Source organism: Zoogloea sp. LCSB751 (assembly GCF_002028455.1).
Taxonomy (GTDB): Bacteria; Pseudomonadota; Gammaproteobacteria; order Burkholderiales; family Rhodocyclaceae; genus Zoogloea.
This window is the reverse complement of record NZ_MWUM01000378.1, coordinates 1-255: the sequence shown is the minus strand read 5'-3', so window position 1 is coordinate 255 and position 255 is coordinate 1. Positions and strand designations below refer to the sequence as shown.

Here is a 255-nt window from a genome sequence, read left to right as displayed (position 1 = left end):
ATCTTGTAGTCAACCGCAGTGAATGAACCTGAAAAAAATGATGTCTGGGCAGTTGAAACCGCACGTTTCGCCCTTATTACAGGTTCACAACCACATGTTGAATGAAATTTTAGTGGAGACGTTTAGATGGGTAAAATTATTGGTATCGACCTGGGTACTACCAACTCTTGTGTAGCGATTATGGATGGCACTACTGCACGTGTGCTGGAGAACGCCGAAGGCGATCGCACCACACCTTCTATCATTGCCTATACC

At 45.1% G+C, this 255-nt stretch carries 1 protein-coding gene; it reads left to right on the top strand.

What is annotated here, in order from left to right:
- Positions 1-126: 126 nt before the first annotated feature.
- Positions 127-255: Hsp70 family protein (locus B4920_RS27025; RefSeq protein WP_139379729.1), on the top strand; the 129-nt coding region annotated here is incomplete at its 3' end.